Annotated in this window: 20 protein-coding genes, 2 tRNA genes and 3 rRNA genes; 4 read left to right on the top strand and 21 right to left on the bottom strand. The window is 59.8% G+C overall.

The features are described 5' to 3' along the window. Nucleotides 1–155: 155 nt before the first annotated feature. Both pgeF and rluD read right to left on the bottom strand, forming a co-directional pair. Nucleotides 156–896 carry a peptidoglycan editing factor PgeF gene (gene pgeF, locus ACOKS3_RS03430; RefSeq protein WP_422763294.1) on the bottom strand — a complete coding sequence of 247 codons (741 nt, stop codon included), beginning with the start codon at nt 894–896 and terminating at the stop codon, nt 156–158. Then, nucleotides 893–1,855 (bottom strand): 23S rRNA pseudouridine(1911/1915/1917) synthase RluD, encoded by a 963-nt coding sequence (rluD, locus tag ACOKS3_RS03425; RefSeq protein WP_103446232.1) that lies wholly within the window; start codon nt 1,853–1,855, stop codon nt 893–895. The genes pgeF and rluD overlap by 4 nt, the downstream gene beginning before the upstream one ends. A 147-nt stretch (nt 1,856–2,002) precedes the next feature. Here rluD and ACOKS3_RS03420 point away from each other — a divergent pair, with 147 nt between their 5' ends. Beyond that, a complete protein-coding gene (locus ACOKS3_RS03420; RefSeq protein ID WP_060512985.1) occupies nt 2,003–3,022 on the top strand; it encodes an outer membrane protein assembly factor BamD in 1,020 nt (339 codons plus the stop codon). 93 nt (nt 3,023–3,115) lie between these two features. After that, the gene (locus ACOKS3_RS03415) at nt 3,116–3,346 is read left to right on the top strand and encodes a PP0621 family protein (RefSeq protein WP_103445776.1); all 231 of its coding nucleotides are present in this window, start codon (nt 3,116–3,118) and stop codon (nt 3,344–3,346) included. 46 nt (nt 3,347–3,392) lie between these two features. Here ACOKS3_RS03415 and thiO read toward each other — a convergent pair whose 3' ends face one another. From thiO to ACOKS3_RS03390, 5 genes are read right to left on the bottom strand one after another with little or no spacing between them, the layout of a single operon-like run. Beyond that, entirely contained in the window at nt 3,393–4,490 is a 1,098-nt protein-coding gene (thiO, locus tag ACOKS3_RS03410; protein WP_103445777.1) for a glycine oxidase ThiO, read from the bottom strand. A 53-nt stretch (nt 4,491–4,543) separates the two neighbouring features. Then, nucleotides 4,544–4,933, bottom strand: a complete 390-nt coding sequence (locus ACOKS3_RS03405; RefSeq protein WP_422763293.1) for a type IV pilin protein — start codon at nt 4,931–4,933, stop codon at nt 4,544–4,546. Between the two features lies 1 nt (nt 4,934). Then, nucleotides 4,935–5,408: a hypothetical protein gene (locus tag ACOKS3_RS03400; protein ID WP_103445779.1), complete on the bottom strand. Its 474-nt coding sequence runs from the start codon at nt 5,406–5,408 to the stop codon at nt 4,935–4,937. After that, the gene (locus ACOKS3_RS03395) at nt 5,405–6,052 is read right to left on the bottom strand and encodes a PilW family protein (protein ID WP_103445780.1); all 648 of its coding nucleotides are present in this window, start codon (nt 6,050–6,052) and stop codon (nt 5,405–5,407) included. Before ACOKS3_RS03395 ends, ACOKS3_RS03400 begins: the two co-directional genes overlap by 4 nt. Continuing rightward, complete coding sequence (locus ACOKS3_RS03390) at nt 6,049–6,231, bottom strand: prepilin-type N-terminal cleavage/methylation domain-containing protein (RefSeq protein WP_103445781.1); 183 nt, start codon at nt 6,229–6,231, stop codon at nt 6,049–6,051. Before ACOKS3_RS03390 ends, ACOKS3_RS03395 begins: the two co-directional genes overlap by 4 nt. Before the next feature lie 109 nt (nt 6,232–6,340). On the opposite strand from ACOKS3_RS03390, the gene ACOKS3_RS03385 reads away from it, so the two are divergent. Then, nucleotides 6,341–6,832 carry a GspH/FimT family pseudopilin gene (locus tag ACOKS3_RS03385; RefSeq protein WP_422763292.1) on the top strand — a complete coding sequence of 164 codons (492 nt, stop codon included), beginning with the start codon at nt 6,341–6,343 and terminating at the stop codon, nt 6,830–6,832. A gap of 1 nt (nt 6,833) precedes the next feature. Here the strand turns inward: ACOKS3_RS03385 and ispH are convergent, their stop codons facing one another. The 6 genes from ispH to murJ all read right to left on the bottom strand — a co-directional run bounded on the left by ispH (nt 6,834) and on the right by murJ (nt 14,175). After that, the gene (ispH, locus tag ACOKS3_RS03380; protein ID WP_422763291.1) at nt 6,834–7,781 is read right to left on the bottom strand and encodes a 4-hydroxy-3-methylbut-2-enyl diphosphate reductase; all 948 of its coding nucleotides are present in this window, start codon (nt 7,779–7,781) and stop codon (nt 6,834–6,836) included. A gap of 14 nt (nt 7,782–7,795) precedes the next feature. Continuing rightward, a complete protein-coding gene (gene fkpB, locus ACOKS3_RS03375) occupies nt 7,796–8,233 on the bottom strand; it encodes an FKBP-type peptidyl-prolyl cis-trans isomerase (RefSeq protein WP_103445784.1) in 438 nt (145 codons plus the stop codon). Next, complete coding sequence (gene lspA, locus ACOKS3_RS03370; protein WP_054886101.1) at nt 8,226–8,741, bottom strand: signal peptidase II; 516 nt, start codon at nt 8,739–8,741, stop codon at nt 8,226–8,228. Before lspA ends, fkpB begins: the two co-directional genes overlap by 8 nt. After that, a complete protein-coding gene (gene ileS, locus ACOKS3_RS03365) occupies nt 8,734–11,571 on the bottom strand; it encodes an isoleucine--tRNA ligase (RefSeq protein ID WP_103445785.1) in 2,838 nt (945 codons plus the stop codon). Before ileS ends, lspA begins: the two co-directional genes overlap by 8 nt. Beyond that, nucleotides 11,568–12,518 carry a bifunctional riboflavin kinase/FAD synthetase gene (ribF, locus tag ACOKS3_RS03360; protein WP_103445786.1) on the bottom strand — a complete coding sequence of 317 codons (951 nt, stop codon included), beginning with the start codon at nt 12,516–12,518 and terminating at the stop codon, nt 11,568–11,570. Before ribF ends, ileS begins: the two co-directional genes overlap by 4 nt. Nucleotides 12,519–12,636: 118 nt before the next feature. After that, a complete protein-coding gene (gene murJ, locus ACOKS3_RS03355) occupies nt 12,637–14,175 on the bottom strand; it encodes a murein biosynthesis integral membrane protein MurJ (protein WP_103445787.1) in 1,539 nt (512 codons plus the stop codon). Nucleotides 14,176–14,425: 250 nt separating this feature from the next. Between murJ and rpsT the strand changes: the two genes are divergently transcribed. Then, entirely contained in the window at nt 14,426–14,704 is a 279-nt protein-coding gene (rpsT, locus tag ACOKS3_RS03350; protein WP_003247625.1) for a 30S ribosomal protein S20, read from the top strand. 102 nt (nt 14,705–14,806) lie between these two features. On the opposite strand, the gene ACOKS3_RS03345 is transcribed toward rpsT, so the two are convergent. The 8 genes from ACOKS3_RS03345 to ACOKS3_RS03310 all read right to left on the bottom strand — a co-directional run bounded on the left by ACOKS3_RS03345 (nt 14,807) and on the right by ACOKS3_RS03310 (nt 23,653). Beyond that, nucleotides 14,807–17,107, bottom strand: coding sequence for a PqiB family protein (locus ACOKS3_RS03345; protein WP_103445788.1), 2,301 nt, complete (start codon nt 17,105–17,107; stop codon nt 14,807–14,809). Next, entirely contained in the window at nt 17,100–17,723 is a 624-nt protein-coding gene (locus ACOKS3_RS03340; RefSeq protein ID WP_103445789.1) for a paraquat-inducible protein A, read from the bottom strand. The genes ACOKS3_RS03345 and ACOKS3_RS03340 overlap by 8 nt, the downstream gene beginning before the upstream one ends. Next, nucleotides 17,710–18,369 carry a paraquat-inducible protein A gene (locus ACOKS3_RS03335; protein ID WP_103445790.1) on the bottom strand — a complete coding sequence of 220 codons (660 nt, stop codon included), beginning with the start codon at nt 18,367–18,369 and terminating at the stop codon, nt 17,710–17,712. The genes ACOKS3_RS03340 and ACOKS3_RS03335 overlap by 14 nt, the downstream gene beginning before the upstream one ends. Nucleotides 18,370–18,506: 137 nt before the next feature. Continuing rightward, nucleotides 18,507–18,622: ribosomal RNA gene (rrf, locus tag ACOKS3_RS03330) — 5S ribosomal RNA — on the bottom strand. A 130-nt stretch (nt 18,623–18,752) separates the two neighbouring features. After that, a 23S ribosomal RNA gene (locus ACOKS3_RS03325) occupies nt 18,753–21,644 on the bottom strand. 236 nt (nt 21,645–21,880) lie between these two features. Further along, nucleotides 21,881–21,956 (bottom strand) — tRNA-Ala (locus ACOKS3_RS03320). Between the two features lie 6 nt (nt 21,957–21,962). Further along, a tRNA-Ile gene (locus ACOKS3_RS03315) sits at nt 21,963–22,039 on the bottom strand. Between the two features lie 77 nt (nt 22,040–22,116). After that, a 16S ribosomal RNA gene (locus ACOKS3_RS03310) occupies nt 22,117–23,653 on the bottom strand. The 16S, 23S and 5S rRNA genes sit together here with 2 tRNA genes alongside, the layout of an rRNA operon. Between the last annotated feature and the right edge of the window lie 158 nt (nt 23,654–23,811).

Here is a 23,811-nt window from a genome sequence, read left to right as displayed (position 1 = left end):
GGGCAGGTCGGAGCGATGGACAGCGCCTGTTTATGAAGAAACCTGCCTGAGATGACCTTATAGATAAGGCTGATTCTGGAAGATTCAAGCGTAGCGGGCTTGACCGGGGTCAACTTGCTGGATCAGCGCTTGCCCCGCGAAAGGGCCAGTACAGGCTAGCGCGGAGCCAGCCAGACCAGCGAGGCGAAGCGCCCGCCTTGCGGGGTACGGCGATAGGAGAAGAACCGCTCATCACTGACCGTGCAATAGCCACCGCCATAAACGGCCGTGACTCCACGCGCCGCCAGGCGAATGCGCGCCAGCTCGTAGATGTCGGCCATCAACTTGCCCGGCCGCTCGCCGTCGACGAAGGCCCTGGCTGCTTCAGGATGCATGGCAGTAAAGGCATCGCGCACTTCCAGCCCCACTTCGAAGGCCTTGGGGCCAATGGCCGGCCCGAGCCACACCAGCACCTCTTCGGGCGCCAGCGCCAGGCGATCAAGCGTCGCCTCAAGCACGCCGCCCGCCAGCCCGCGCCAGCCGGCATGCGCTGCGGCCACGCGAGTACCCGCGCGGTCACAGAACAGCGCCGGCAGGCAATCGGCCGTCATCACGGTGCAGGCGATACCTGGCTGGTCAGTCCAGCTGGCATCGGCCTCGGCCACCACGGCCGGGTCGGCATCCGCCACCACCAGGCCATGCACCTGCTTGAGCCAGGCTGGCTGGATGGCGAAGGTGTCACTCAGGCGTCGGCGGTTCTCGGTAACCGCGACCGGGTCATCGCCCACGTGATCGCCGAGATTGAAGGATTCGTAGGGCGGCAGGCTGACGCCGCCCTCACGGGTAGTGACGCAGGCGCGAACCGAAGCCGGGGCTGGCCAGTCGGGGATCAGCAGCGACTGCATCAGGCCGTTCATCCGATAAAGCTCTCGCGGTCTTGGTTGAGCAGCGACAGCAACCAGACGAAGTCGTCCGGCAGTGGCGACTCCCACTTCATCTTCTCACCGGTGATCGGGTGGACTAACGCCAGAAACCGCGCATGCAGCGCCTGGCGCGGGAAGGTCTTGACCGCCTCGACCATGGTTGGGCTGGCTGCCGGCGGAATACGGAAACGCACACCGTACGTCTGGTCACCGACCAGCGGATAACCGACATGCGCCATGTGCACGCGGATCTGGTGAGTACGGCCGGTTTCCAGCTTGACCCGCACATGGGTGTGCGAACGGAAGCGCTTGAGCACCCGGTAGTGGCTGACCGCAGGCTTGCCGCCGTCAGTCACCGCCATGCGCTGGCGCAGCCCGCCGTGACGACCGATCGGGGCGTCGATCTTGCCGCCAGCGATCACCACCCCAACCACGATGCATTCGTAGATCCGGCTGACAGTGCGGCTCTGCAGTTGCTCGACCAGCTTGGTCTGCGCTTGCAAGGTCTTGGCCACCACCATCAGGCCGGTGGTGTCCTTGTCCAGGCGGTGAACGATACCGGCGCGCGGCACGTTGATGATGTCTGGCACGTGGTGCAGCAGCGCATTGAGCAGCGTACCACTGGCATGCCCGGCGGCCGGGTGCACAACCAGCCCGGCAGGCTTGTTGATCACCATGATGTGGTCATCTTCGTAGACGATATCCAGTTCGATATCTTCTGCGACCCACTCACCCTGGGCCTCTTGCTCGGCCTCCAGGATAAGTTGCGAACCACCATGGACGGGGTCCCGAGGGCGCACGACTGCGCCATCGACCGTCAGGCGGCCCTCTTTGATCCACGAAGTAAGCCGCGAACGCGAATACTCGGCGAACAATTGGGCGGCGACCTGGTCGAGGCGTTGGCCGCCCAGTTCGGACGGGACCTCTGCGCTAAGTTGAATGATCTCGGACATGCTCGATTCGGCGGGCGCACAGCCTTTGGTTTCGGCTGCGAGCTTGTGGTTAAATACGGCTTCTTTTGTCCCGGGGTTGGCCGGGGCGCTCATCATAACAGGACGGCACCGCCCAAGACAGCGGCCGTCAAAGGGACGCAAGCCGCCATGCAAGTGAAACACCTGCTGCTGATCGCCATCCTCGGGCTCACCGCGGCCTGTTCCTCCAATAAGGAAGTCATTGACGAGAACCTCAGTGAGGCCGAGCTGTATCAACAGGCTCAGGCTGACCTGGACAACTCCAGCTACACCAGCGCCGTGAACAAGCTCAAGGCTCTGGAGTCGCGTTATCCGTTCGGCCGCTACGCCGACCAGGCGCAGCTCGAGCTGATCTACGCCAACTACAAGAACTCCGAGCCTGAGGCCGCCAAATCGGCTGCCGAGCGCTTCATTCGCCTGCACCCGCAGCACCCGAACGTAGACTACGCCTACTACCTCAAGGGCCTGACCTCGTTCGACCAGGACCGTGGCCTGCTGGCGCGTTTCCTGCCGCTGGACATGACCAAGCGTGACCCGGGTGCCGCCCGCGACTCGTACAACGAGTTCGCCCAGCTGACCAGCCGCTTCCCCAACAGCCGCTACTCGCCGGACGCCAAGCAGCGCATGATCTACCTGCGCAACCTGCTGGCTTCCTACGAAATCCACGTGGCCGACTACTACCTGAGCCGTCAGGCCTACGTGGCCGCTGCCAACCGTGGCCGCTACGTGGTCGAGAACTTCCAGGAAACCCCATCGGTCGGCGACGGCCTGGCGGTCATGGTCGAGTCTTACCAGAAGATGCACCTGGACGAGCTGGCGGCCACCAGCCTGGAAACCCTCAAGCTCAACTACCCGGACCACCCGAGCCTGGTCGATGGCCAGTTCCAGCCCAAGCAGACCGAGTCTGACGGCCGCGGCTGGCTGTCCAAGGCCACCCTGGGCCTGATCGAGACCGAAACCCCGCTGCCGCCGGGCGAGACCCGCGCCAACCAGGACGTGGTCAAGCAGTTCCAGGACGCGCGCGACGAGATGCCGCAAGAGCTGCTGCCGAAGGACGAGAACGGCGACCCGATCGTGCCGGCAGGCCCGAAGGAAGCTGAGAAAGACCGCTCGTGGTTCAGCTACATGACCTTTGGTCTGTTCGACTGATCCAAGCGCAGTGAGAAAGGGAGGCCAGAGGCCTCCCTTTTTTTATGCCCGCGTCCTAGACTGTCGGCTTCTACAACCAACAAGCTGGACACCATGGTTCGCCTACTCTTCTGGATCGCCCTGATCGCCGCCGCGTTCTGGCTGTGGCGCAAGTTCAAAGTCAGCCAGCAGTCGCACTCCGAGCCAAAGCTCGACGCGCCGCTAAAGATGGTGCGCTGCGCCCACTGCGGCGTGCATCTGCCCAACGACCGGGCGCTACAGCAGGGGAATGACTGGTATTGCAGCCAGGCACACTTGCAGCAAGGGCCTGGCCAATCGCGGTAATCTGTTAGTTCGGTGAAATTGGGCCCGCTATGTGGGCCCGGCGATCTCAGCCCAAACGCCCTGCCGGCGCATACGGTGCCGGATCGATAATTGGCTCGTCCCCGGTCAGCAGGTCGGTGAACAGCTGGCACGAAGCAGGCGCCAGCACCAACCCGTTGCGGTAATGCCCGCAGTTCAGCCACAGACCGTCATGCCCCGGCACTGGCCCGATGTAAGGAATGCCTTCCGGCGAGCCAGGCCGCAGTCCTGCCCAGTGCCCCACCACCATGGCATCCTTCAGCTCTGGCAGCAGTTCGATGGCCGAAGCCTTGAGGCTGGCCAGCGCGTCCTCGGTCGGGGTCTTGTCGTAACCGGCATGTTCCAGCGTACTGCCCACGAGGATGTGCCCGTCACGACGCGGGATCGCATAGCGCCCCTTGGCCAGCACCATGCTCGGCAGGAAGTCTTCGGCGCACTTGAACAGGATCATCTGGCCCTTCACCGGCTCCACCGGCAGCTCAAGCCCCAGGGTGCGCAGCAGGTCGCCACTCCAGGCGCCAGCACTGAGCACCACTTCATCTGCCTTGAGCACACCGTCAGCTGTGTGTACGCCTGTCACGCGCCCATTCTCGTGAACGAAGCCGCTGACCTGGCAGTGCTCGCGCAAGGTGACGTTGGGCAGTGTCAGCAACGCTGACTTGAGCGACTTCACCAGGCGAGGGTTACGCACGTTGGCCACACCGGCCATGAAGATCGCGTGCTTGAAACCTGGACCAAGCACCGGCACTGCATCGTAGGCGGCGCAGATATCCACAGCGCTGAGTGGCCTGCGCTCACGCTCGGCCCAGGCCAGCGCCTCGGCTTCGTCGTCCAGATCGAGCCAGTACAGGCCAGTGGTGTGCACCTCAGGATCGAGGCCTGTGCTGGCGAACAGACGCTCGCCCAGTTGCGGATAAAAATCCTGCGACCAATGCGCCAGCGCAGTCACCGCCGGGCTGTAGCGCCAGGGGTACAGCGGAGAAACGATACCGCCGCCGGCCCAGGAAGACTCACGGCCAACTTCGCCCTGGTCACACACCACCACCTGGCCGACCTTGGCCGCCAGGTTGAACGCGGTCAGCAGGCCGATCACCCCGCCGCCGACCACCACTACTTGCTTGCTCATCTGTCGATCCAACACCTGAAGTAAATCCGCGATGCCTGGGCATCATTCAGCCTTCAGCTTCCCCAGCAACGCTCGCTGCTTTCCATGGCGCCCGGATTGCGCTGCACACCGGCCTGGTCGAGCTGGAAGTCGCCACAGCGATCTTCGGCCATCAGGCCATCAGGCAGCCGGCGGGCGGTCAGCGTGAAGGTGTCGCTGTCGCGTTGGGCCTGCAGGCGGTAGTGGCGATTGCTAGTGGGCAGCTGTGGGTCGCCCTCGGCGTACTGGCCGGTGCGCACGCGATGGCGCTCCAGGCGCAGGGCAGCGTCATGCAGCAGGCCAACCACTTCGCTGCGTGCGGCTCGCCTGAGCTGGTCGCTGTAACTGGGGTAGGCAATGGCTGCCAGAATGCCGGTCACGGCCACGACAATCAACAACTCGATCAGGGTCATACCTTGCTGCATGTCAGTCCTGCCTCAGTCTTTGCCGCCAGAGGATGCGCTGGGGGGCTTGTGGTTGAGCGGTCGGGATGGCGTAGACGGCTTCGAGGACCTGGCGGGCTGTCAGTTGCTGGCTGACGGCTGTTACGCGGTACAAGGTGAACCGTTCACCCTCGGGCATATGTGCAGCTCGGTCGGTTTCGCCCAGGTTCTGCAGGTGAAAGTAGCCGTCCTTGATCTTCTGCCATTGGCCTCGCAAGTCGTGCGGACGTGGAGGTGGTTGGCAGTCGCTGCACTTGTCGGGCGGGGAACGCTGCAGTTCATCGACACCGGCCTGCAGCACGATCTCTGCTTGTTCGAATGCCACCAGGCCATCACTCATGGCGCCGGTCATGCGCGTTTCGACCAGTGCATCGCGCAGGGCTGAAGCTGCAAGCAAGGCCAGCAGCATGCTGAACACCAGCGCCAGCAGCAGCACGATACCGCGCTGATGCTTCATGGGATGGATACCGGATTGCGCAGTGCCACGCTCAGTTCATGGCGCTGTTCGAGCTTCGTAGTCGGTTCATACAAGGTCAGTTGCAGGTCTATCCGCCCCCCGTCCGCAGTCTCTACATGCACTATCCGTAACTGACGAACATGATCGACCAGCGGCTGTGTATTGCTACGTCGCTTTAACCTCAACGTGCTGCCCTTCACATCGTAACGATGGTGACTGACAGGAATTGCCATGAGCTTTTCTGGGTTCAGAGGGCGCTCGCTGTGTACATGGACCTTATCGATACAATCGGTCAGTACCGTCCAGTCCGGTACACCGGGATACCCTGATAGCTCAGCGACCACCAGGCCAAGGCTAGCGGTGCCGACTTCAAGTGGTTGCTTGAAGGCTTGCCGTGCAGCCGAGTCCTTGAAGTCGGCAGGCTTCAGTTGCAGGCATCCGAACATTCCGGCCATGCGAATATCCTGAGCCATGCGCAGTAACGCCAGGCGGGCGTCATCCTGCAAGCGCAAAGCAGCCCCCTGCAGACGCCAGCCGTGGTGGGCGGAGGTGAACAGTTGACCGGCCGCCGCCAGCAGCATCAACCCTATAGCCAGTGCCAGCGTCACTTCGAGCAAACCGAAACCACCCTGCCCGCGCCTCATCGCAAGCTCCGCTCTCGTTCGCTGTGCTCCGCCAGCACCGCCTGCCCATGGCGACGTGCATTTTCCGTGGCCTGCAAAGCCTTCAACTGCAACCCTGCTGCGGCGAATATGCCCACGGCCACTACCAGCACAGCAAGTAACACCTCGACCAGCGTCATGCCCCACTGCTTCTTGTGCATCCCTGCACCTCCTGCGACGTTTCCCGCAATTGCGTTGAACTTGGTCGACTGGATCTCCTGTCCAACGACCATGAAGCTATAGCCAAGCACTTCCAGGGAGGAATGCACGGTGAAGCAACGTGGTGTAACACTGATTCAAATGATGTTCGCCCTAGCCATGGCTGCATTGCTGACGCAGCTCGGCATGCCGGCCTACGCCAGGTTGAGCGACGACCTGCACAGAGCGGCAGCAGCAAGGGATCTGGCGCAGGCGCTGCGCAGCGCGCGCAGCCACGCCATGCTGCAAAGCCAGCAGGTGCTGGTGCAATCTCTGGAGGACGATTGGGGAAAAGGTTGGCGCGTGCTGCTGGAACACAATCAGCAAGTGCTGCGCGAACACCGCCTATCACGGCCAGTGAACATTGCAGCCAATACTGGCAGGCAGGTGAAGTTCAGTGCACTGGGTGTACCGCTGGGAGTGAACAACGGATTACTGGGGGGCAGACTGGAACTCTGCGAAAAGCCTTCCAGCAAGAGTCAATATCGGGTGGTACTGGCAACCAGTGGCAGAATCAGCCTGCGCACAGATGAACCGGAAAAGTCCCTGTGCGCAGGCCGCTGACTCAGATCAGCGAGCGAACCCGCAGCTCTTTAGGCATGGAGAACGTGATGTTCTCCGGCCGCCCATCCAGCTCTTCAGCGCCGGTAGCGCCCCAGGCCTTGAGCTGTTCGATCACACCCTGCACCAACACTTCGGGGGCCGAAGCACCGGCAGTGATACCCACCCGCTCCACCTTCTCAAACCATCCGCGCTGCATGTCCTCAGCCCCATCGATCAGATAGGCCGGGGTGCCCATGCGCTCGGCCAGCTCGCGCAGGCGGTTGGAGTTGGAGCTGTTGGGGCTGCCAACCACCAGCAATACATCACTCTCACTGGCCAGCTGCTTGACGGCATCCTGGCGGTTTTGCGTGGCGTAGCAGATATCGTCCTTGCGCGGGCCGCCGATGTTCGGGAAGCGTGCGCGCAGGGCATCGATGACGCGGCTGGTGTCGTCCATCGACAGCGTGGTCTGGGTGACGAAGGCCAGGTGGTCCGGGTCGTTAACTTGCAGCTGGGCCACATCCTCCTCGTCTTCGACGAGATAGATGGCGCCGCCATTGCTGGCGTCGTATTGCCCCATGGTGCCTTCGACTTCCGGGTGCCCCTCGTGGCCGATGAGGATGCACTCACGGCCATCGCGGCTGTACTTGGCCACTTCGATATGCACCTTGGTAACCAGCGGGCAGGTTGCGTCGAACACCTTCAGGCCACGGCCGGCGGCTTCCTGGCGCACGGCCTGGGACACGCCGTGGGCACTGAAGATGACGATGACGTCGTCCGGCACCTGGTCCAGCTCTTCGACGAAGATGGCGCCACGGTTGCGCAGGTCTTCCACCACGAACTTGTTGTGCACCACTTCGTGACGCACATAGATCGGCGGGCCGAAGACTTCCAGCGCACGGTTGACGATTTCGATCGCCCGGTCGACCCCCGCACAGAAGCCGCGCGGGTTGGCGAGTTTGATTTGCATGTTCGGCTCCAGGCCTACAGGGCCTTGACCTCGAGGATCTCCACCTCGAAGGTCAGGGTCTTGCCAGCCAGTGGGTGATTGAAGTCGATGGTCACCTGATTGTCATCGAACGCTTTGACCACACCCGGCAGCTCGGTGTTGGCGGCGTCGTTGAAGATGATCAGCAGTCCTTCGGACAACTCCATGCCCTCGAACTGGGACCGTGGCATGACTTGCACGTTCTGAGGGTTGGGCTGGCCGAAGGCGTTCTCCGGGGCCACCACCACGGTGCGCTTGTCACCGGCCTTGAAGCCGAACAACGCGCTCTCGAAGCCTGGCAGCAGGTTGCCGTCGCCGACCTTGAAGGTGGCCGGGGCCTTGTCGAACGTACTGTCGACGGTGTCGCCGTTTTCCAGGTGCAGCGCGAAGTGCAGGGTGACTTCGGTGTTCTGGCCGATACGGGTGTCAGTCATGGACCGGATCCTCGGACTTCTTGCTCTTGAACATATCCAGCGCCAGCATCACCGCACCAACGGTGATGGCGCTGTCGGCCAGGTTGAAGGCCGGGAAGTAATGACGGTTCTGCCAGTGCACCAGGATGAAGTCGACCACATGGCCGAGCACGATGCGGTCGTACAGGTTGCCGATCGCACCGCCCAGTACCAGTGCCAACGCCACCGCCAGCCAGGTTTCACCGCGCCCCAGGCGCTTGAGCCAGACCACCAGCACTGCACTCACCACCACCGCAATCAGGGCGAACAGCCAGCGCTGCCAGCCGGCGCCATCGGCGAGGAAGCTGAAGGCAGCACCGGTGTTGTAGGCCAGGGTCCAGCTGAAGTAGTCAGGGATGACGACGATCTGCTGGTACATGGTCAGGGCGTTGTTGAAATACAACTTGGTGGCCTGGTCGAGGACCAAGACCAGCAAGCTCAGCCACAGCCATGCAAGGCGCCCGAAGCGCCCTGCTGCAGGGTTAGGCATAGTGGCGCACCTCACCCGAGCCGGTCAGGTTGTCGACGCAACGACCGCAGATTTCCGGGTGCTCCGGGTGGCTGCCGACGTCGGCGCGGAAGTGCCAGCAACGGCCGCACTTGACGTGACCGGACTTGACCACCTGCAGCTTGAGACCTTCGACTTCGGTGGCCACGGCTTCGGCCGGCGCCTGGGCGAATGGCACCACGCTGGCGGCCGAGGTGATCAGCACGAAGCGCAGCTCGTCGCCCAGCTTGCTCAGGTCGGCGCTCAGGCCTTCCTCGGCGAACAGGGTGACTTCGGCCTGCAGGTTGCCGCCGATGACCTTGGCGGTACGCTGGTTTTCCAGTTCCTTGTTGACTGCGGCCTTCACGGCCATTACGCGGTCCCAGTAGGCGCGGTCCAGCTCGGTGCCTTCCGGCAGCTCGGTCAGGCCCTGGTACCAGCCGTTGAGCATCACCGATTCGTTGCGCTCGCCCGGCAGGTACTGCCAGATTTCGTCGGCGGTGAACGCCAGGATCGGCGCGATCCAGCGCACCAGCGCCTCGCTGATGTGGTACAGCGCGGTCTGGCAGGAACGGCGGGCGACACTGTTGGCGCCGGTGGTGTACTGGCGGTCCTTGATGATGTCGAGGTAGAAGCCGCCCAGCTCCTGCACGCAGAAGTTGTGGATCTTCGAGTAGACGTTCCAGAAGCGGTATTCGCCGTAGTGCTCTTCCAGCTCGCGCTGCAGCAGCAAGGTACGGTCCACCGCCCAGCGGTCCAGGGCGATCATTTCTTCCGGCTGCAGCAGGTCACGGGCCGGGTCGAAGCCGGACAGGTTGGAGAGCAGGAAACGCGCGGTATTGCGGATACGCCGGTAAGCGTCGGCGCTGCGCTGCAGGATCTGCTCGGAAACAGCCATCTCGCCCGAGTAGTCGGTCGCGGAAACCCACAGGCGCAGGATGTCGGCACCCAGGGTGTTGTTGACCTTCTCCGGCTCGATGGTGTTGCCCAGCGATTTGGACATCTTGCGGCCGCTTTCGTCCACGGTGAAGCCGTGGGTCAGCAGTTCGCGGTACGGCGCGTGACCGTCGATGGCGCAACCGGTCAGCAAGGAGGAGTGGAACCAGCCGCGGTGCTGGTCGGAGCCTTCCAGGTACAGGTCGGCGCGCGGGCCGGTGGCGTGGCCGATGTCGTGCGAGCCACGCAGCACGTGCCAGTGAGTGGTACCGGAGTCGAACCAGACGTCCAGGGTATCGGCGATCTTGTCGTACTGGCCGGCTTCGTCACCCAGCAGTTCGGCGGCGTCCAGCTTGAACCAGGCTTCGATGCCCTCTTGCTCGACGCGCTTGGCTACCGCTTCCATCAGCTCGACGGTGCGCGGATGCAGCTCGCCGGTCTGCTTGTGCAGGAAGAACGGAATCGGTACGCCCCAGTTGCGCTGACGCGAGATGCACCAGTCCGGGCGGTTGGCGATCATCGAGTGCAGGCGCGCCTGGCCCCAGGCCGGGACGAACTTGGTGTCTTCGATGGCTTTCAGGGCACGCTCGCGCAGCGGCTCGCCGGTGCTCGGCTGCTTGTCCATGCCGACGAACCATTGCGCGGTGGCGCGGTAGATCAGCGGGGTCTTGTGGCGCCAGCAGTGCATGTAGCTGTGCTTAATAGTTTCGGTATGCATCAGCGCGTCGACTTCTCGCAGCTTGTCGACGATAGCTGGGCCCGCCTTGAAGATGAACTGACCACCGAAGAACTCCAGCGACGGCACGTACACGCCGTTGCTCTGTACGGGAGTGAGGATTTCATCATTGTGCATGCCGTAGCGCTTGCAGGTGACGAAGTCATCTTCGCCGTAGGATGGCGAGGTGTGAACGATGCCCGTACCGGCGCTGAGTTCTACGTAGTCGGCCAGGTATACCGGCGAATTGCGATCATAGAACGGGTGACGGAAATTGATGAGCTCCAGCGCCGATCCAGGCGCACGGGCGATCACCTGCCCTTCTCGGCCATAGCGCTTGAGGCAGGATGCTACCAACTCCTCCGCCAGCACTAGCAGGCGGTCACCTGCATCTACAAGGGCATAGCTGAAATCAGCGTGGACGCTCAGCGCCTGGTTGGCCGGAATCGTCCAGGGTGTGGTGGTCCAGATAACCATTGACGTCGGCTTGGCCAAGCTGGCCAAGCCAAAGGCGGCTGCCAGCTTGCCAGCATCGGCTTCGGAAATCGGGAAGGCGACGTCAAGCGTCTGAGACTGCTTGTCGGCGTATTCAACTTCGGCTTCAGCCAGCGCCGAACCGCAATCGAAACACCAGTTCACAGGCTTGAGGCCCTTGAACACGAAACCTTGCTTGACCATCTCGGCCAGGGCACGGATTTCACCGGCCTCGTTGGCGAAGTTCATGGTCTTGTACGGGTTGTCCCAGTCACCCAGCACGCCCAGGCGGATGAACTCGGTCTTCTGCCCTTCGATCTGCTCGGCGGCGTACTCGCGGCACAGCTCGCGGGTGCGGTCGGCAGTCAGGTGCTTGCCGTGGGTGACCTCGACCTTGTGCTCGATCGGCAACCCGTGGCAGTCCCAGCCTGGTACATACGGCGCGTCGAAGCCGGACAGGGTCTTGGAACGGACGATCATGTCCTTGAGGATCTTGTTCAGCGCATGACCGATGTGAATTTTGCCGTTGGCATAGGGCGGGCCGTCGTGCAGGACGAACTTCGGACGATCCTTGCCAATTTCGCGCAGCTTCTGGTACAGGCCAATGCTGTCCCAGCGCTGCAGGATCTGCGGTTCGCGCTGAGGCAGGCCGGCCTTCATGGGGAAGGCGGTGTCCGGAAGGTTTAGCGTGGCTTTGTAGTCGGTCATTTCAGGCTCTTCGTTAGCGGTTGAGCGTGCCAATGTGCACGTGCGGCGGCGATATCCGCATCGATCGCCGACTTCAGCGCCTCCAGGGAGGCGAATCGCTGCTCTTCACGCAGCTTGTGGTGGAATTCCACCGTCAGGCGCCGGCCATACAGATCGCCGGCATAATCAAGTAGATGAATCTCGAGGTGCGGGCGGCCGTCGCCGGCCACGGTGGGGCGCACCCCGATGTTGCCGACACCCGGCCACGCCTTGCCGTCGATCTCGATGCTGGCCAGATAGACACCGGACAGCGGCACACGGCGGCGTTTGAGCTGGATGTTGGCGGTCGGCGTGCCCAGCTGGCGAGCCAGCTTCTGGCCATGCAGCACACGGCCGGTAATGCGGTATGGGCGGCCCAGCAGGTGCTCGGCCAGCTCGAAGTTGCCTTCGGATAGCGCCTTGCGCACCTCGGTGCTGCTGACCCGCAGGCCGTCCTGGATCACCGTGTTGGCGGCTTCGACGGTAAACCCGTACTGCTCGCCGGCAGCGACCAGGAAGGCAAAGTCGCCGGCACGGTCGCAGCCGAAGCGGAAGTCGTCGCCTACTTCGAGGTGGCGCACACCCAGGCCATCGACCAGGATCGCCTTGACGAACGCATCGGCACTGAGTTTGCTCAGGCGCTGATTGAACGCCAGGCACAGCACCCGGTCGATACCTTCGGCGGCCAGCAGTTCGACCTTGTCGCGCAGGCGCGCCAGGCGGGCGGGTGCGGTGTCCGGGGCGAAGTACTCGCGCGGCTGCGGTTCGAAGATCACCACGCAGGTCGGCAGGCCCAATGCCTGGCCGCGCTCGCGCAGGCGCGCCAGGATTGCCTGGTGGCCGCGGTGAACCCCGTCGAAGTTGCCAATGGTGGCGACACAGCCCCGGTGCTCGGGGCGCAGGTTGTGAAGACCTCGAACCAGCTGCATAACGCGCTTCTTGCTCATAAAGTGGCCGATTATAACCACACCCGGGCGCTGGTGACAGGCAGCAGCGCTAAGGGATGGCGTGGAATGCGAAAAACCGACGCCTGACCCGCCTTCTACCTCAATGCAGGGCCTTGCGGGCGAAATGCCGGGGCCGGAAACCACACAGGTACAGGCAACCGAAATAGGTCACCACACCCGCCGCGATCAACGCACCGAGGCGCAGAAACCGTTCAAGCATGTTGCCCTGCTCCCAGGCCGGCAGGTAGTGCATGCCCACCAGCAGCACCGCTGCCATCAGGGTCACTGCCAGCACCAGCTTGAGCAGGTACATCGCCCAGCCCGGTTGCGGCTGGAACAATTGCTGGCTGCGCAGCTTCCAGAACAGCAGGCCCGCGTTCAGGCAGGCACCCAGGCTGATCGCCAGGGCCAGGCCGGCATGCTGCAGCGGGCCGATCAGCGCCAGGTTGAACAGCTGGGTGCAGACCAGGGTGAAAATCGCGATCTTCACCGGCGTACGGATATTCTGCTGCGCGTAGAAGCCCGGTGCCAGTACCTTGACCAGGATGATCGCCAGCAGGCCAACCGAATAGGCGATCAGCGCGCGCTGGGTCATCGCGGCGTCGAAGGCGCTGAACTTGCCATATTGGAACAGTGCCACGGTCAGCGGCTCGGCGAGGATCGCCAGGGCCAGGGTGCATGGCAGCACCAGCAGGAAGCACAGGCGCAGGCCCCAGTCCATGATCCGCGAATACTCCTCACGGTCCTTGTTGGCGTAGGTCTTGGCCAGGGTCGGCAGCAGGATTGTGCCCAGGGCAACGCCCAGCACCCCCGAAGGCAGCTCCATGAGGCGGTCGGCGTAATACATCCACGACACCGAGCCCGCCACCAGGAACGAGGCGAAGATGGTGTTGATGATCAGCGAGATCTGGCTCACCGACACCCCGAGGATCGCCGGCAGCATCTGCTTGAGCACCCGCCATACGCCTGCGTCACGCAGGTTGAGGCGTGGCAGCACGAGCATGCCGATCTTCTTCAGCGCTGGCAGCTGGTACAGCAACTGCGCCAGGCCACCGGCCAGCACGCCCCAGGCCAGGGCCATGATCGGTGGGTTGAAGTACGGCGTCAGCAGCACGGCGAAGATGATCATCGCCACGTTGAGCAGGGTCGGGGTGAACGCCGGGACCGAAAAGCGGTTCCAGGTATTGAGGATCGCACCGGCCAGGGACGACAGCGAGATCAGCAATATATAAGGGAACGTCACCCGCAGCAGGTCCGTGGTCAACGCGTACTTCTCGGCACTGTCGACAAAGCCCGGGGCGGTGGCCCAGACCACCCACGGCGCGGCGAGGATGCCAACCGCCGTGACCAGGGCCAGCACCAGGGTCAGCAGGCCGCTGACGTAGGCGATGAAGGTCCGTGTCGCCTCCTCGCCCTGCTGGGTCTTGTACTCGGCCAGAATCGGCACGAACGCCTGGGAGAATGCCCCTTCGGCAAAGATCCGCCGCAGCAGGTTGGGCAGCTTGAAGGCGATGAAGAAGGCGTCGGTGGCGATACCGGCCCCGAAAACACGGGCCAGGATGGTGTCGCGCACGAAGCCCAGCACCCGCGAAATCATGGTGATGGAGCTGACTGCAGCCAAGGATTTGAGCAGATTCATCGAAAAGATTCACGCCAGAGACAGAGGGCGCTGCCAGACAGCGTCCGAATGTGCGATACTCCCGCGCCTTCGCAGGGGAGCCAAAAATTCCCGAGTTTACAGGTAGCACGGCAGAAAGGAATATTTCCCGCCTGTTGCTGCACCACTCGGCGGAACCCTGCAGGTGGCCTTGACATCCGGTCGACTCATCGGCATGATTCGCGGCCTATTTTGTTTGCTATTTACCTAAAGTCTTTCGAGGAGCTCGACGGTGGCCAACACACCTTCCGCCAAGAAACGTGCAAAACAGGCTGAGAAGCGTCGCAGCCACAACGCCAGCCTGCGTTCCATGGTCCGCACCTACATCAAGAATGTAGTTAAAGCCATCGACGCAAAAGACGCCGAAAAAGCGCAAGCCGCTTACGTTCTGGCTGTACCTGTAATCGACCGTATGGCCGACAAAGGTATCATCCACAAGAACAAAGCTGCTCGCCACAAAGGCCGTCTGAATGGCCACATCAAGGCGCTGAAAGAAGCTGCAGCTGCCTAAGCGACGCTTGTCGAAAAAACCGACCCTAGGGTCGGTTTTTTTATGCCTGCAATTTGTGCAATCCCACAAAAGCAGGGCCGCGCTTGGCGGCCCTGCTCACTATCACTTGGCGATCTGGATCTTCGGCGCCCACTGCAGCCAGGCATCTTCGGGCTTGTCGAACAAGGCGAAGGTCTGCTGCGGCCGTGCCGGGTTGCCCATTTGCTCGCCTTCAGGCGTGGCGAAAGCAATACCGCCATCGATGAGCGTCTGCAGCGACTCGGTACGCACCGTGGCGCCCTTGAACAGCCCCCAGTCAAAGCCGAAGCCACTGCTGTTCCAGAACCGGCTGCCTCCGCGCACCAGGGCGGCATAACGCGGCTCGATCAGAATGTGGATCAACACGCGATCCGCAGTCTGACCCAGCTCGAATCCGGTCACCTTGCCCACCGCCACCTCGCGATAGGTAACAGGCACCCCCGGCTTGATCGAACCACGCCGCGGCGCACTCAGGGTCAACGGCAGTCCTACTTCCTCTCCGACAATTTCAGGTGCCTCGCCCAGCGCAATGAAATCACGCTGTGGCCCCTTGTCCTTCGCCGCTGGCTGCACTTCGATGTACTGCCCACCAATCAAGGTATCGAGGTTCTCTGTACGCACCAGCCCAAGCGCCGGCTTGACCACCCAGAACTGCGTGCCTGCACGGACAATGCGATCAGCCGCTTCGGTGATACGTGCTCGCAGCAGTACCGCCTGCAAGTCTTTTGTCAGGTCCACGCTCTCGACGCTACCCACATCCAGGCCACGGAAGCGGATTGGCGTACCCGGCTTGAGGCCGTCGGCACGGTCTACCCGAATTGTGACCAGGGTACCGGTACGGTTCACCGCCTCCTGGCTCTCCAGCAGGCGGAAGCGTGGGATACGGCGCTTGAGCGCAACATTGGGCGTGGGCGTATCGAAGGCGATACCGCCGGCCATCAGGGTCTGCAGTGACTCACTCTTGATCTTGATACCCGAAAGGCCACCGGTCAGGGTAATACCGCTGACGTTCCAGAAGCGCGAAGAGCCGTTGACCAGGTTTTCGTATTCCTTTTCGATGTGCACACCAATCAGGATCCGCTTGCTGTTACGGGCAAACTGGTAGCTCTGCACGCTACCGACCTTCACTTGGCGATACATCACCGGGCTGCCGATCTCCAGAGAACCCAGGGTATCGGCGAACAGCACCATGTGCAGACCTGGCGCCTTCAGGTCCAGCGGCGGGGCCTTGGGCCGGGCCTCGAACTCGCGCTGTGGCTTGGCGCCCTTCTCGCCTGGGCGAATGGCAATGTAGTTACCTTTGACCAACGCTTCCAGGCCAGTGATACCGGCCAGAGAAATCGACGGCTTGACCACCCAGAACTGCGTGCCATCGACCAGATAGTCTTCAGTGAGCGGGTCCAGCGTCAGCTCGGCCGTGGCGCTGGCCAGGTTGTCTTCCATCTTCAGGGTTTTCAACGAGCCGACCTGAATACCCTTGTACATGACTGGTGTACGACCGGCCTGTAAACCTTCGTAGTCGCTCAACTTCACTTTGACACGGATACCCGCCTGGGCCGCATCGAAGTCTTCATACAAGCGGAACGGCAGGCTCGGGTCGGTCGGTGGGCTGTCCTTGCGATACTCCGGGGTGGCGAAAGCGATACCCCCCGCCACAATGCTCGACAGCGACTCGCTGCGCACCTTTACACCCGACAGATCAGCGTCGATGCTGATGCCGCTGGCATTCCAGAAACGCGTGTGCTTGCGCACCAGGCTAGCGTAGGCTGGCTCGATAAACACTTTGACTTCAACCGTGCTCTGGTCATCGGACAGGCGATAGCTTTTCACCCGGCCAACCTGGATCTGCTTGTAGAACACCGGGCTGTCCCGATTGAGCGAACCCAGGCGTTCAGCCTTGAGGGTCAGGTGCAGGCCTGGCTCGGTGTCGGACAGGGGTGGCGCGACCTTTAGTGCGGTAAAGCGCTTGGTCCGCTCGCCTTCACCTGGGCTGACAGCGATGTAATTGCCGGATACCAGTGTTTCCAGGCCCGAGATACCGGCCAGGCTGACACTTGGCTTGACCAGCCAGAATCGCGTGCCTTTGGTCAGGTGCGGCTCGGCGGCCTTGTTCATCTCGATGGTGGCGATCACTCCCTGGTTGTCGCCCTGGGCATCGAGCACCAGCTTCGTGACCTTGCCGACCGACATGCCTTTGTAGATCACCTCAGTCTTGTTGGCGACGATGCCTTCGCCAGTCTCGAAGCGCACCTCGATCTCGACGCCAGCATCGCGGTAGGCCTGCCAGGCCAGCCAGCCACCGATCATCAGCGCGATTAGCGGCAGGATCCAAATGGCCGACCAGTTCGAGGCAGGGCGGGTTTTAGCCGTTGGCATGTCACTCATGGTCGTCATCCGACTCCGTGTTATCCCAGATCAGTCGGGGATCGAAAGTTAAAGCAGCAAGCATCGTGAGGATCACCACAGTTGCGAAGGCGACAGCGCCCAGGTTGGCTTCGACACTGGCGATACGACCGAAATTCACCACCGCCACCAGAATTGCAATGACGAAGATGTCCAGCATGGACCAGCGCCCTATGAACTCGATGAAGCGGTACATCAGTATCCGTTGCCTTGCCGACAGCGGTTGGCGGCGCTGGACCGAATACAGCAACAGACCGATGCCCACCAGCTTGAAGGTGGGCACCAGGATGCTGGCAATGAACACCACGGCGGCGATTGGCACCATGCCGTGCTTGAGCAAGGTGATGACGCCGGACATGATGGTGTCGCCGCTGCCCTGCCCCAAGGTGCTGATAGTCATGATCGGCAGCAGGTTGGCCGGGATGTACAGGATCGAGGCGGTGATCAGCAATGCCCAGGTACGGATAATGCTGTTGGGCCGCCGCGCGTGCACGATGGCGCCGCAGCGCGTGCAGGTCTGCGAGTCGCTTTCGACATCCTGGCGGTTCAGTTCATGACATTCATTGCAGACCAGGATGCCTGCATCAATCGCCCGCATGGAGATCCTCCCCCGACAACGCACTCCAGATCTGATGTGGCGACATCACTACTTCGAGCCAGACCTGGACCAGTAACAGGCTGATGAAACAGAACAAGCCCAGGCCAATGGTCAGTTCGGCCAGGTCCACGAGCTTGACGATCGCCACCAGCACGCCCATGAAGTAGACCTCGAGCATGCCCCAGTCACGCAGGTGGTGATAAAAGCGGTAGAACACCAGCCCATAATCACGCCCCACATTCAGGCGGATGCTCAGCAACACGGCCAACTGGCACAGCAGTTTGAGCAGCGGAACGGCCATGCTGCAGAGGAACACCACCACGGCAACGCCGCGCATCTCTGAGTTGTACAGGCCCAGCACACCACTCCAGACGGTATCGTCCGAAGTCTGGCCGAGCAGGTGCAACTGCATGATGGGCAGGAAGTTGGCCGGTACGAACAGCAGCAAGGCCGTGAGCACAAGGGCCAGGCTACGGTTGACCACATTGTGCCGGTGGGCATACAGCTCGTAGCCACAGCGTGGACATTGGGCTTTTTCGTCATGCTGCAGCACCGGCTTGCGCATCAGCAGGTCGCACTCGTGGCAGGCGACCAGCTCATCCAGCGGCAACTGCTCTAGGGCTTGTGTTTCGACGGGATCGGGCATCTCGATATTCTGAATAGGTACGTCGGCTCTATTCTAGTGTTCCCAGCTCGAAATGTGGGAGATGACTAATGCCTAGCAGGGACGCAGAAAGACAAAACCCCTACCTGCATGCGCAGATAGGGGTTTTGCGAAATGAATCTTGACGATGACCTACTCTCACATGGGGAAACCCCACACTACCATCGGCGATGCATCGTTTCACTACTGAGTTCGGGATGGGATCAGGTGGTTCCAATGCTCTATGGTCGTCAAGAAATTCTGTAGCCAGAATGTCTGTTGAACACTCTTGGCGAATTCGGATATGTGAATTTGTGATGTTGCGAACTTTCGGTTCTTTCGTCTTCACCACCGCAATCTGCGTTAGCAAATTGCTTGGGTGTTATATGGTCAAGCCTCACGGGCAATTAGTATTGGTTAGCTCAACGCCTCACAGCGCTTACACACCCAACCTATCAACGTCGTAGTCTTCGACGGCCCTTTAGGGGATTCAAGATCCCAGTGAGATCTCATCTTGAGGCAAGTTTCCCGCTTAGATGCTTTCAGCGGTTATCTCTTCCGAACATAGCTACCCGGCAATGCCACTGGCGTGACAACCGGAACACCAGAGGTTCGTCCACTCCGGTCCTCTCGTACTAGGAGCAGCCCCTCTCAAATCTCAAACGTCCACGGCAGATAGGGACCGAACTGTCTCACGACGTTCTAAACCCAGCTCGCGTACCACTTTAAATGGCGAACAGCCATACCCTTGGGACCGGCTTCAGCCCCAGGATGTGATGAGCCGACATCGAGGTGCCAAACACCGCCGTCGATATGAACTCTTGGGCGGTATCAGCCTGTTATCCCCGGAGTACCTTTTATCCGTTGAGCGATGGCCCTTCCATACAGAACCACCGGATCACTAAGACCTACTTTCGTACCTGCTCGACGTGTTTGTCTCGCAGTCAAGCGCGCTTTTGCCTTTATACTCTACGACCGATTTCCGACCGGTCTGAGCGCACCTTCGTACTCCTCCGTTACTCTTTGGGAGGAGACCGCCCCAGTCAAACTACCCACCATACACTGTCCTCGATCCGGATAACGGACCTGAGTTAGAACCTCAAAGTTGCCAGGGTGGTATTTCAAGGATGGCTCCATGAGAACTGGCGTCCCCACTTCAAAGCCTCCCACCTATCCTACACAAGCAAATTCAAAGTCCAGTGCAAAGCTATAGTAAAGGTTCACGGGGTCTTTCCGTCTAGCCGCGGATACACTGCATCTTCACAGCGATTTCAATTTCACTGAGTCTCGGGTGGAGACAGCGCCGCCATCGTTACGCCATTCGTGCAGGTCGGAACTTACCCGACAAGGAATTTCGCTACCTTAGGACCGTTATAGTTACGGCCGCCGTTTACCGGGGCTTCGATCAAGAGCTTCGCTTGCGCTAACCCCATCAATTAACCTTCCGGCACCGGGCAGGCGTCACACCCTATACGTCCACTTTCGTGTTTGCAGAGTGCTGTGTTTTTAATAAACAGTCGCAGCGGCCTGGTATCTTCGACCGGCATGGGCTTACGGAGCAAGTCCTTCACCCTCGCCGGCGCACCTTCTCCCGAAGTTACGGTGCCATTTTGCCTAGTTCCTTCACCCGAGTTCTCTCAAGCGCCTTGGTATTCTCTACCTAACCACCTGTGTCGGTTTGGGGTACGGTTCCCAGTTATCTGAAGCTTAGGAGCTTTTCTTGGAAGCATGGCATCAACCACTTCGCGCTCTAATGAGCACTCGTCATCAGCTCTCGGCCTTGAAATCCCGGATTTGCCTAAGATTTCAGCCTACCACCTTAAACTTGGACAACCAACGCCAAGCTGGCCTAGCCTTCTCCGTCCCTCCATCGCAATAACTGGAAGTACAGGAATATTAACCTGTTTTCCATCGACTACGCTTTTCAGCCTCGCCTTAGGGACCGACTAACCCTGCGTCGATTAACGTTGCGCAGGAAACCTTGGTCTTTCGGCGTGCGAGTTTTTCACTCGCATTGTCGTTACTCATGTCAGCATTCGCACTTCTGATACCTCCAGCAAGCTTCTCAACTCACCTTCACAGGCTTACAGAACGCTCCTCTACCGCGTCATCAAAGATGACACCCGTAGCTTCGGTGCATGGTTTGAGCCCCGTTACATCTTCCGCGCAGGCCGACTCGACTAGTGAGCTATTACGCTTTCTTTAAAGGGTGGCTGCTTCTAAGCCAACCTCCTAGCTGTCTAAGCCTTCCCACATCGTTTCCCACTTAACCATGACTTTGGGACCTTAGCTGACGGTCTGGGTTGTTTCCCTTTTCACGACGGACGTTAGCACCCGCCGTGTGTCTCCCATGCTCGGCACTTGTAGGTATTCGGAGTTTGCATCGGTTTGGTAAGTCGGGATGACCCCCTAGCCGAAACAGTGCTCTACCCCCTACAGTGATACATGAGGCGCTACCTAAATAGCTTTCGAGGAGAACCAGCTATCTCCGAGCTTGATTAGCCTTTCACTCCGATCCACAGGTCATCCGCTAACTTTTCAACGGTAGTCGGTTCGGTCCTCCAGTCAGTGTTACCTAACCTTCAACCTGCCCATGGATAGATCGCCCGGTTTCGGGTCTATACCCAGCGACTAAACGCCCTATTAAGACTCGCTTTCGCTACGCCTCCCCTATTCGGTTAAGCTCGCCACTGAATATAAGTCGCTGACCCATTATACAAAAGGTACGCAGTCACCTAACAAAGTAGGCTCCCACTGCTTGTACGCATACGGTTTCAGGTTCTATTTCACTCCCCTCTCCGGGGTTCTTTTCGCCTTTCCCTCACGGTACTGGTTCACTATCGGTCAGTCAGTAGTATTTAGCCTTGGAGGATGGTCCCCCCATGTTCAGACAAAGTTTCTCGTGCTCCGTCCTACTCGATTTCATTGATAAGAGATTTTCGTGTACGGGGCTATCACCCACTATGGCCGCACTTTCCAGAGCGTTCCACTAATCTCAAACCAACTTAAGGGCTGGTCCCCGTTCGCTCGCCACTACTAAGGGAATCTCGGTTGATTTCTTTTCCTCAGGGTACTTAGATGTTTCAGTTCCCCTGGTTCGCCTCTTGCACCTATGTATTCAGTACAAGATACTCAGCTTATGCTGAGTGGGTTCCCCCATTCAGAGATCTCTGGATCACAGTCTGTTTGCCGACTCCCCAAAGCTTATCGCAGGCTACCACGTCTTTCATCGCCTCTGACTGCCAAGGCATCCACCGTATGCGCTTCTTCACTTGACCATATAACCCCAAGCAATCTGGTTATACTGTGAAGACGACATTCGCCGAAAATTCGCATTTCGCTCAATTAAGAGCAGAACTCACAAATTTTACCTTAGCCTGATCCACCAGCAGTGAAACTGGTGTTCAGTCTATATCTATCACATATCCGAATTTTTAAAGAACGATCTGACAAAAGTCAGAAATCAACATTCAAACCGAATGCTCATTTCTAAGTTCTGAACAGTGATGCAAAGTGGTGGAGCCAAGCGGGATCGAACCGCTGACCTCCTGCGTGCAAGGCAGGCGCTCTCCCAGCTGAGCTATGGCCCCGCATATTGGTAGGTCTGGGCAGATTTGAACTGCCGACCTCACCCTTATCAGGGGTGCGCTCTAACCAACTGAGCTACAGACCTATATAGGGTCTTGATCGTCTTTTACAATGAATCAAGCAATTCGTGTGGGAGCTCATCAGCAGGCTGATGTCGTCGATTAAGGAGGTGATCCAGCCGCAGGTTCCCCTACGGCTACCTTGTTACGACTTCACCCCAGTCATGAATCACACCGTGGTAACCGTCCTCCCGAAGGTTAGACTAGCTACTTCTGGTGCAACCCACTCCCATGGTGTGACGGGCGGTGTGTACAAGGCCCGGGAACGTATTCACCGCGACATTCTGATTCGCGATTACTAGCGATTCCGACTTCACGCAGTCGAGTTGCAGACTGCGATCCGGACTACGATCGGTTTTGTGAGATTAGCTCCACCTCGCGGCTTGGCAACCCTCTGTACCGACCATTGTAGCACGTGTGTAGCCCAGGCCGTAAGGGCCATGATGACTTGACGTCATCCCCACCTTCCTCCGGTTTGTCACCGGCAGTCTCCTTAGAGTGCCCACCATAACGTGCTGGTAACTAAGGACAAGGGTTGCGCTCGTTACGGGACTTAACCCAACATCTCACGACACGAGCTGACGACAGCCATGCAGCACCTGTGTCAGAGTTCCCGAAGGCACCAATCCATCTCTGGAAAGTTCTCTGCATGTCAAGGCCTGGTAAGGTTCTTCGCGTTGCTTCGAATTAAACCACATGCTCCACCGCTTGTGCGGGCCCCCGTCAATTCATTTGAGTTTTAACCTTGCGGCCGTACTCCCCAGGCGGTCAACTTAATGCGTTAGCTGCGCCACTAAAATCTCAAGGATTCCAACGGCTAGTTGACATCGTTTACGGCGTGGACTACCAGGGTATCTAATCCTGTTTGCTCCCCACGCTTTCGCACCTCAGTGTCAGTATCAGTCCAGGTGGTCGCCTTCGCCACTGGTGTTCCTTCCTATATCTACGCATTTCACCGCTACACAGGAAATTCCACCACCCTCTACCGTACTCTAGCTTGCCAGTTTTGGATGCAGTTCCCAGGTTGAGCCCGGGGCTTTCACATCCAACTTAACAAACCACCTACGCGCGCTTTACGCCCAGTAATTCCGATTAACGCTTGCACCCTCTGTATTACCGCGGCTGCTGGCACAGAGTTAGCCGGTGCTTATTCTGTCGGTAACGTCAAAACAGCAAGGTATTAACTTACTGCCCTTCCTCCCAACTTAAAGTGCTTTACAATCCGAAGACCTTCTTCACACACGCGGCATGGCTGGATCAGGCTTTCGCCCATTGTCCAATATTCCCCACTGCTGCCTCCCGTAGGAGTCTGGACCGTGTCTCAGTTCCAGTGTGACTGATCATCCTCTCAGACCAGTTACGGATCGTCGCCTTGGTGAGCCATTACCCCACCAACTAGCTAATCCGACCTAGGCTCATCTGATAGCGCAAGGCCCGAAGGTCCCCTGCTTTCTCCCGTAGGACGTATGCGGTATTAGCGTTCCTTTCGAAACGTTGTCCCCCACTACCAGGCAGATTCCTAGGCATTACTCACCCGTCCGCCGCTGAATCAAGGAGCAAGCTCCCGTCATCCGCTCGACTTGCATGTGTTAGGCCTGCCGCCAGCGTTCAATCTGAGCCATGATCAAACTCTTCAGTTCAATACTGCTTGGGTTTTTAAGAAACCCTAAACTTGGCTCAGCAATCTCAAATGACTATGTGATTTCTCGCATGGCCACTTGTGATGCTGATAATCTTTGTGACTATCAGTCCGTACTCACAAGCACCCACACGAATTGCTTGATTCGATTTGTTAAAG

Source organism: Pseudomonas sp. HS6-2, assembly GCF_049325675.2.
GTDB classification, from domain to species: Bacteria; Pseudomonadota; Gammaproteobacteria; order Pseudomonadales; family Pseudomonadaceae; genus Aquipseudomonas; species Aquipseudomonas putida_N.
The sequence above is the reverse complement of the archived record's forward strand: the minus strand, read 5'-3'. Positions and strand labels throughout refer to the sequence as shown.

Bases quoted from the DNA above. Each gene is read 5' to 3' on its own strand.
- ACOKS3_RS03345 (WP_103445788.1), bottom strand. From the start codon at position 17,107: ATGAGTGACATGCCAACGGCTAAAACCCGCCCTGCCTCGAACTGGTCG.
- ACOKS3_RS03340 (WP_103445789.1), bottom strand. From the start codon at position 17,723: ATGCGGGCGATTGATGCAGGCATCCTGGTCTGCAATGAATGTCATGAA.
- ispH (WP_422763291.1), bottom strand. From the start codon at position 7,781: ATGCAAATCAAACTCGCCAACCCGCGCGGCTTCTGTGCGGGGGTCGAC.
- rluD (WP_103446232.1), bottom strand. From the start codon at position 1,855: ATGTCCGAGATCATTCAACTTAGCGCAGAGGTCCCGTCCGAACTGGGC.
- lspA (WP_054886101.1), bottom strand. From the start codon at position 8,741: ATGCCTAACCCTGCAGCAGGGCGCTTCGGGCGCCTTGCATGGCTGTGG.
- ACOKS3_RS03395 (WP_103445780.1), bottom strand. From the start codon at position 6,052: ATGAGGCGCGGGCAGGGTGGTTTCGGTTTGCTCGAAGTGACGCTGGCA.
- ACOKS3_RS03420 (WP_060512985.1), top strand. From the start codon at position 2,003: ATGCAAGTGAAACACCTGCTGCTGATCGCCATCCTCGGGCTCACCGCG.
- thiO (WP_103445777.1), bottom strand. From the start codon at position 4,490: ATGAGCAAGCAAGTAGTGGTGGTCGGCGGCGGGGTGATCGGCCTGCTG.
- ACOKS3_RS03335 (WP_103445790.1), bottom strand. From the start codon at position 18,369: ATGCCCGATCCCGTCGAAACACAAGCCCTAGAGCAGTTGCCGCTGGAT.
- ACOKS3_RS03415 (WP_103445776.1), top strand. From the start codon at position 3,116: ATGGTTCGCCTACTCTTCTGGATCGCCCTGATCGCCGCCGCGTTCTGG.
- ribF (WP_103445786.1), bottom strand. From the start codon at position 12,518: ATGCAGCTGGTTCGAGGTCTTCACAACCTGCGCCCCGAGCACCGGGGC.
- murJ (WP_103445787.1), bottom strand. From the start codon at position 14,175: ATGAATCTGCTCAAATCCTTGGCTGCAGTCAGCTCCATCACCATGATT.
- ACOKS3_RS03400 (WP_103445779.1), bottom strand. From the start codon at position 5,408: ATGAAGCATCAGCGCGGTATCGTGCTGCTGCTGGCGCTGGTGTTCAGC.
- ACOKS3_RS03405 (WP_422763293.1), bottom strand. From the start codon at position 4,933: ATGCAGCAAGGTATGACCCTGATCGAGTTGTTGATTGTCGTGGCCGTG.
- ileS (WP_103445785.1), bottom strand. From the start codon at position 11,571: ATGACCGACTACAAAGCCACGCTAAACCTTCCGGACACCGCCTTCCCC.
- pgeF (WP_422763294.1), bottom strand. From the start codon at position 896: ATGAACGGCCTGATGCAGTCGCTGCTGATCCCCGACTGGCCAGCCCCG.
- ACOKS3_RS03390 (WP_103445781.1), bottom strand. From the start codon at position 6,231: ATGCACAAGAAGCAGTGGGGCATGACGCTGGTCGAGGTGTTACTTGCT.
- fkpB (WP_103445784.1), bottom strand. From the start codon at position 8,233: ATGACTGACACCCGTATCGGCCAGAACACCGAAGTCACCCTGCACTTC.